We start from the raw sequence: 5,398 nt of genomic DNA, 5'->3' as shown, positions 1-5,398 counted from the left end.
GGTCGATCAGTTAGCACATCAGTGACTGATACACCGCATTCGCGAGCAAGCCCGCTCCCACATTTTGATCTCCACCCCATGTGAGATTTCACCTCTACCCTCGCTCCAAGGCATACTTGCCACCTCTCGCTCTGCAGAATTGCCATCCACCCCATGCGTATCCACGTCAGCTTCATCGACCGCGTCGGCATCACCCAGGAAGTCCTGGCCCTGCTCGGTGGGCGCAATCTCAACCTGGATGCGGTGGAGATGGTGCCGCCCAACGTCTACATCGACGCGCCAACCCTCAGCGCCGAGGTGCTCGAAGAACTGCGCGACGCCCTCTTCAGCGTGCACGGCGTGCAGGCCGTCACCGTGGTGGACATCCTTCCCGGCCAGCGCCGCCACCTGCAGTTGGACGCCCTGCTGGCCGCCATGACCGACCCGGTGCTGGCCCTGGACAGCGCGGGCAAGATCCTGCTGGCCAACCCGGCCTTGATCGCGCTGTACGGGCGCGAACCCGCCGGCGAAAGCATCAGCGAGCTGTTCAACGACCCGGCGCTGCTGGCCACCTTGCTGGAGCATGGCTTTCGCTTGCCGCTGCGCGAGATCAGCGTCAACGGCCAGACCCTGCTGCTGGACGCCACGCCGATCACCGACGCCGGCGCCCTGCTGACCCTCTACCAACCCAACCGCATCGGCGAACAACTGTCGGCGCTGCACCACGACCATGCCGAAGGCTTTGACGCGCTGCTCGGCGAGTCGCCGGTGATCCGCACCCTCAAGGCGCGGGCACAACGGGTGGCGGCGCTGGATGCGCCGCTGTTGATCCAGGGCGAGACCGGCACCGGCAAAGAGCTGGTGGCGCGGGCCTGCCACGCCAGCAGCGCGCGCCACAGTGCGCCGTTCCTGGCCTTGAACTGCGCGGCGTTGCCGGAGAACCTCGCCGAGAGCGAGTTGTTCGGCTATGCCCCGGGCGCGTTTACCGGCGCCCAGCGCGGTGGCAAGCCGGGGCTGATGGAGCTGGCCAACCAGGGCACGGTGTTTCTCGATGAGATCGGCGAGATGTCGCCGTATCTGCAGGCCAAGCTGCTGCGCTTTCTCAATGACGGCAGCTTCCGCCGCGTCGGGGGCGACCGTGAGGTGAAGGTCAACGTGCGTATCCTCAGCGCCACCCACCGCGATCTGGAGAAAATGGTCAGCGAGGGCACCTTTCGCGAAGACCTGTTCTACCGCCTCAACGTGCTCAACGTCGAAGTGCCGCCCTTGCGCCAACGCGGCCAGGACATCCTGCTGCTGGCGCGCTACTTCATGCAGCAGGCCTGCGCGCAGATCCAGCGCCCGGTCTGCCGCCTCGCGCCGGGCACTTATCCTGCGCTGTTGGGCAACCGCTGGCCGGGCAACGTGCGCCAGTTGCAGAACGTGATCTTCCGCGCCGCCGCCATCTGCGAAAGCAGCCTGGTGGACATCGGCGACCTCGACATTGCCGGCACCTCGGTGGCGCGCCAGAGTGACAACGAAGTCGACAGCCTGGAACAGGCCGTGGAGGACTTCGAACGCAGCCTGCTGGAGAAGCTCTACACCAGCTATCCCTCGACTCGGCAATTGGCCAGCCGGTTGCAGACGTCGCACACGGCGATTGCCCATCGCCTGCGCAAATATGGCATCCCCGCCAACAAACCCTGAGCACACAAAATCCAATTATGGAATGCAAATCCATGTGGGAGCGGGCTTGCTCGCGAATGCGGTGTGTCAGTCACAGAAGTATCAACTGGCCCACCGCTTTCGCGAGCAAGCCCGCCCCCACATTGGGACTGCATTCCAGCTTTTGGTCCAGGAACGACATCAGCTGTACTGAAAGCGCTACAGCGTAACGATATCGCTACAACCCTGTTTTTTGCGTGCCATGCAAGGCTTTGATCCACATAGGCTTTTTTTCATGCGCCCAACTGTAGCGAAATCGCTACAGCCTAAGTGCATAACCCTATAACCAATTTTACTAAATTGTTGATTTATAACGACTTAACAACCTTGGCCGCGATCTTGCTAAGCAACTCCCCATTATTCCGTCCACCAGACGAATCTGGCCCCGAGGAGTTTCCATGAGCGAGTTGCGTTTCACTGAAGATCACGAATGGCTGCGCGCCGAAGCCGACGGCAGCGTCACCGTGGGTATCACCGCTTTCGCACAGAACGCGCTGGGTGATGTGGTTTTCGTGCAACTGCCGGAGTTGCAGGCCTACGACAAGGGCGCCGAAGCGTCCACCGTGGAGTCGGTCAAGGCCGCCAGCGGCGTGTACATGCCGCTTGAGGGCGAAGTACTGGAAGTGAACGACAAGTTGAGCGACAGCCCGGAACTGGTCAACGAAGACCCGATGGGCGAAGGCTGGTTCTTCCGCTTTAAACCGGCCGATGCCGACGCGGTAGCTAAACTGTTGGATCAGGACGCGTACGACCGCCTGATCAAAGCCAACGCTGAAGCTTGAGGAGCGCGCAATGACCGTTAACATCAGCACCGCCAACGAATTCATCGCCCGCCACATCGGCCCGCGCGCAGAAGACGAGCAGCAGATGCTCGCCAGCCTCGGCTTTGACTCCCTGGAAGCCCTGAGCGCCAGCGTGATCCCGGAAAGCATCAAGGGCACCAGCGTGCTCGGCCTGGAAGACGGCCTGAGCGAAGCCGAGGCCCTGGCCAAGATCAAGGCCATCGCCGGCAAAAACCAACTGTTCAAGACCTACATCGGCCAGGGCTACTACAACTGCCATACGCCGTCGCCGATCCTGCGCAACCTCCTGGAAAACCCGGCCTGGTACACCGCCTACACCCCGTACCAACCCGAGATTTCCCAAGGCCGCCTGGAAGCGCTGCTGAACTTCCAGACCCTAATCAGCGACCTCACCGGCCTGCCGATCGCCAACGCCTCCCTGCTTGACGAAGCCACCGCCGCCGCCGAAGCCATGACCTTCTGCAAGCGCCTGAGCAAGAACAAGGGCAGCAACGCCTTCTTCGCCTCGATTCACAGCCACCCGCAAACCCTCGACGTGCTGCGCACCCGCGCCGAGCCGCTGGGCATTGACGTGGTGGTCGGCGATGAGCGTGAACTGACTGACGTCAGCCCGTTCTTCGGCGCCCTGCTGCAATACCCGGCCAGCAACGGTGACGTGTTCGACTACCGCGCACTGACCGAGCGCTTCCACGCCGCCAACGCCCTGGTGGCCGTGGCCGCCGACCTGCTGGCCCTGACCCTGCTGACACCGCCGGGCGAGTTCGGCGCCGACGTAGCCATCGGCAGCGCGCAACGCTTCGGCGTACCGCTGGGCTTTGGTGGCCCGCATGCGGCGTACTTCTCCACCAAGGATGCGTTCAAGCGCGACATGCCGGGCCGTCTGGTCGGTGTGTCCGTCGACCGTTTCGGCAAGCCGGCCCTGCGCCTGGCCATGCAGACCCGCGAGCAACATATCCGCCGCGAGAAAGCCACGTCGAACATCTGCACCGCCCAGGTGCTGCTGGCCAACATCGCCAGCATGTACGCCGTGTACCACGGCCCCAAAGGCCTGACCCAGATCGCCCAGCGCGTGCACCAGCTGGCCGCGATCCTGGCCAAGGGCCTGACCACCCTGGGCCTGAAGGTCGAGCAGCAGCACTTTTTCGACACCCTCACCCTCAACACCGGCGCCAACACCGCCGCGATGCACGACAAGGCGCGCGCCCAGCGCATCAACCTGCGTGTGGTGGATGGCGAGCGTCTTGGCGTTTCCGTGGATGAAACCACCACCCAGGCCGATATCGAAACCCTGTGGGCGCTCTTCGCCGAAGGCAAGGCTCTGCCGGACTTCAACGCGAACGTTGCAAGCACCCTGCCCGCCGCGCTGCTGCGCCAGTCGCCCGTGCTCAGCCACCCGGTGTTCAACCGCTACCACTCGGAAACCGAGCTGATGCGCTACCTGCGCAAGCTGGCCGACAAGGACCTGGCGCTGGACCGCACCATGATCCCGCTGGGCTCGTGCACCATGAAGCTCAACGCCGCCAGCGAAATGATCCCGGTGACCTGGGCCGAGTTCGGCGCCCTGCACCCGTTCGCGCCGCCTGCGCAAAGCGCCGGTTACCTGGAGCTGACCTCCGACCTCGAAGCCATGCTCTGCGCGGCCACCGGCTACGACGCCATCTCCCTGCAACCGAACGCCGGTTCCCAGGGCGAGTACGCCGGTTTGCTGGCGATCCGCGCCTATCACCAGAGCCGTGGCGATGAGCGCCGCGACATCTGCCTGATCCCATCGTCGGCCCACGGCACCAACCCGGCGACCGCCAACATGGCGGGTATGCGTGTGGTCGTCACCGCCTGCGATGCCCGTGGCAACGTCGACATCGAGGACCTGCGCGCCAAGGCCATCGAGCACCGCGAGCACCTCGCCGCGCTGATGATTACCTACCCGTCCACCCACGGCGTGTTCGAAGAAGGTATCCGCGAAATCTGCGGGATCATCCACGACAACGGCGGCCAGGTGTACATCGACGGCGCCAACATGAACGCCATGGTCGGCCTGTGTGCACCGGGCAAGTTCGGCGGCGACGTGTCCCACCTGAACCTGCACAAGACCTTCTGCATCCCCCACGGCGGCGGCGGCCCGGGCGTTGGCCCAATTGGCGTGAAGTCGCACCTCACGCCATTCCTGCCAGGCCACGCGGCCATGGAACGCAAGGAAGGCGCGGTGTGCGCGGCGCCGTTCGGCAGCGCAAGCATTTTGCCGATCACCTGGATGTACATCAGCATGATGGGCGGCGCGGGCCTCAAGCGCGCTTCGCAGCTGGCGATCCTGAATGCCAACTACATTTCCCGTCGCCTTGAGGAGCACTACCCGGTGCTCTACACCGGCAGCAACGGCCTGGTGGCGCATGAATGCATCCTGGATCTGCGTCCACTGAAAGACAGCAGCGGCATCAGCGTGGATGACGTGGCCAAGCGTTTGATCGACTTTGGTTTCCACGCACCGACCATGTCGTTCCCGGTGGCCGGCACCTTGATGATCGAGCCGACCGAAAGCGAATCCAAGGAAGAACTGGACCGCTTCTGCAATGCAATGATCGCGATCCGCGAAGAAATCCGCGCGGTGGAAAACGGCACCCTGGACAAGGACGACAACCCGCTGAAAAACGCACCGCACACCGCGGCTGAACTGGTGAGCGAATGGACCCACCCCTACACCCGCGAGCAGGCGGTGTACCCGGTGCCGTCGTTGATCGAAGGCAAGTACTGGCCGCCGGTTGGGCGGGTGGACAATGTGTTTGGTGATCGCAACCTGGTGTGTGCGTGCCCTTCAATCGAGAGCTACGCCTGATCTGACTGAAGGAACACGGTAAAAAATGTGGGAGCGGGCTTGCTCGCGAATGCGGTCTTTCAGATGTTGAATATCTGACTGA

The 5,398-nt window shown here is 63.4% G+C and carries 3 protein-coding genes; all 3 read left to right on the top strand.

Features of this window, described 5'->3' with window-relative positions; all coding sequences use genetic code 11:
* The first annotated feature begins 153 nt into the window (after positions 1–153).
* The 3 genes from NUV89_RS27135 (at position 154) to gcvP (ending at position 5,316) form a co-directional block, all read left to right on the top strand.
* Complete coding sequence (locus tag NUV89_RS27135) at positions 154–1,665, top strand: sigma-54-dependent transcriptional regulator (RefSeq protein WP_257783736.1); 1,512 nt, start codon at positions 154–156, stop codon at positions 1,663–1,665.
* A gap of 416 nt (positions 1,666–2,081) precedes the next feature.
* Positions 2,082–2,465 carry a glycine cleavage system protein GcvH gene (gene gcvH / locus NUV89_RS27130; RefSeq protein WP_257783735.1) on the top strand — a complete coding sequence of 128 codons (384 nt, stop codon included), beginning with the start codon at positions 2,082–2,084 and terminating at the stop codon, positions 2,463–2,465.
* Positions 2,466–2,475: 10 nt separating this feature from the next.
* Positions 2,476–5,316, top strand: coding sequence for an aminomethyl-transferring glycine dehydrogenase (gcvP, locus tag NUV89_RS27125; RefSeq protein WP_257783734.1), 2,841 nt, complete (start codon positions 2,476–2,478; stop codon positions 5,314–5,316).
* Positions 5,317–5,398: the final 82 nt, after the last annotated feature.

It is taken from the genome of Pseudomonas sp. 18.1.10, assembly GCF_024655625.1.
Taxonomy (GTDB): Bacteria; Pseudomonadota; Gammaproteobacteria; order Pseudomonadales; family Pseudomonadaceae; genus Aquipseudomonas.
The sequence above is the reverse complement of the archived record's forward strand: the minus strand, read 5'-3'. Positions and strand labels throughout refer to the sequence as shown.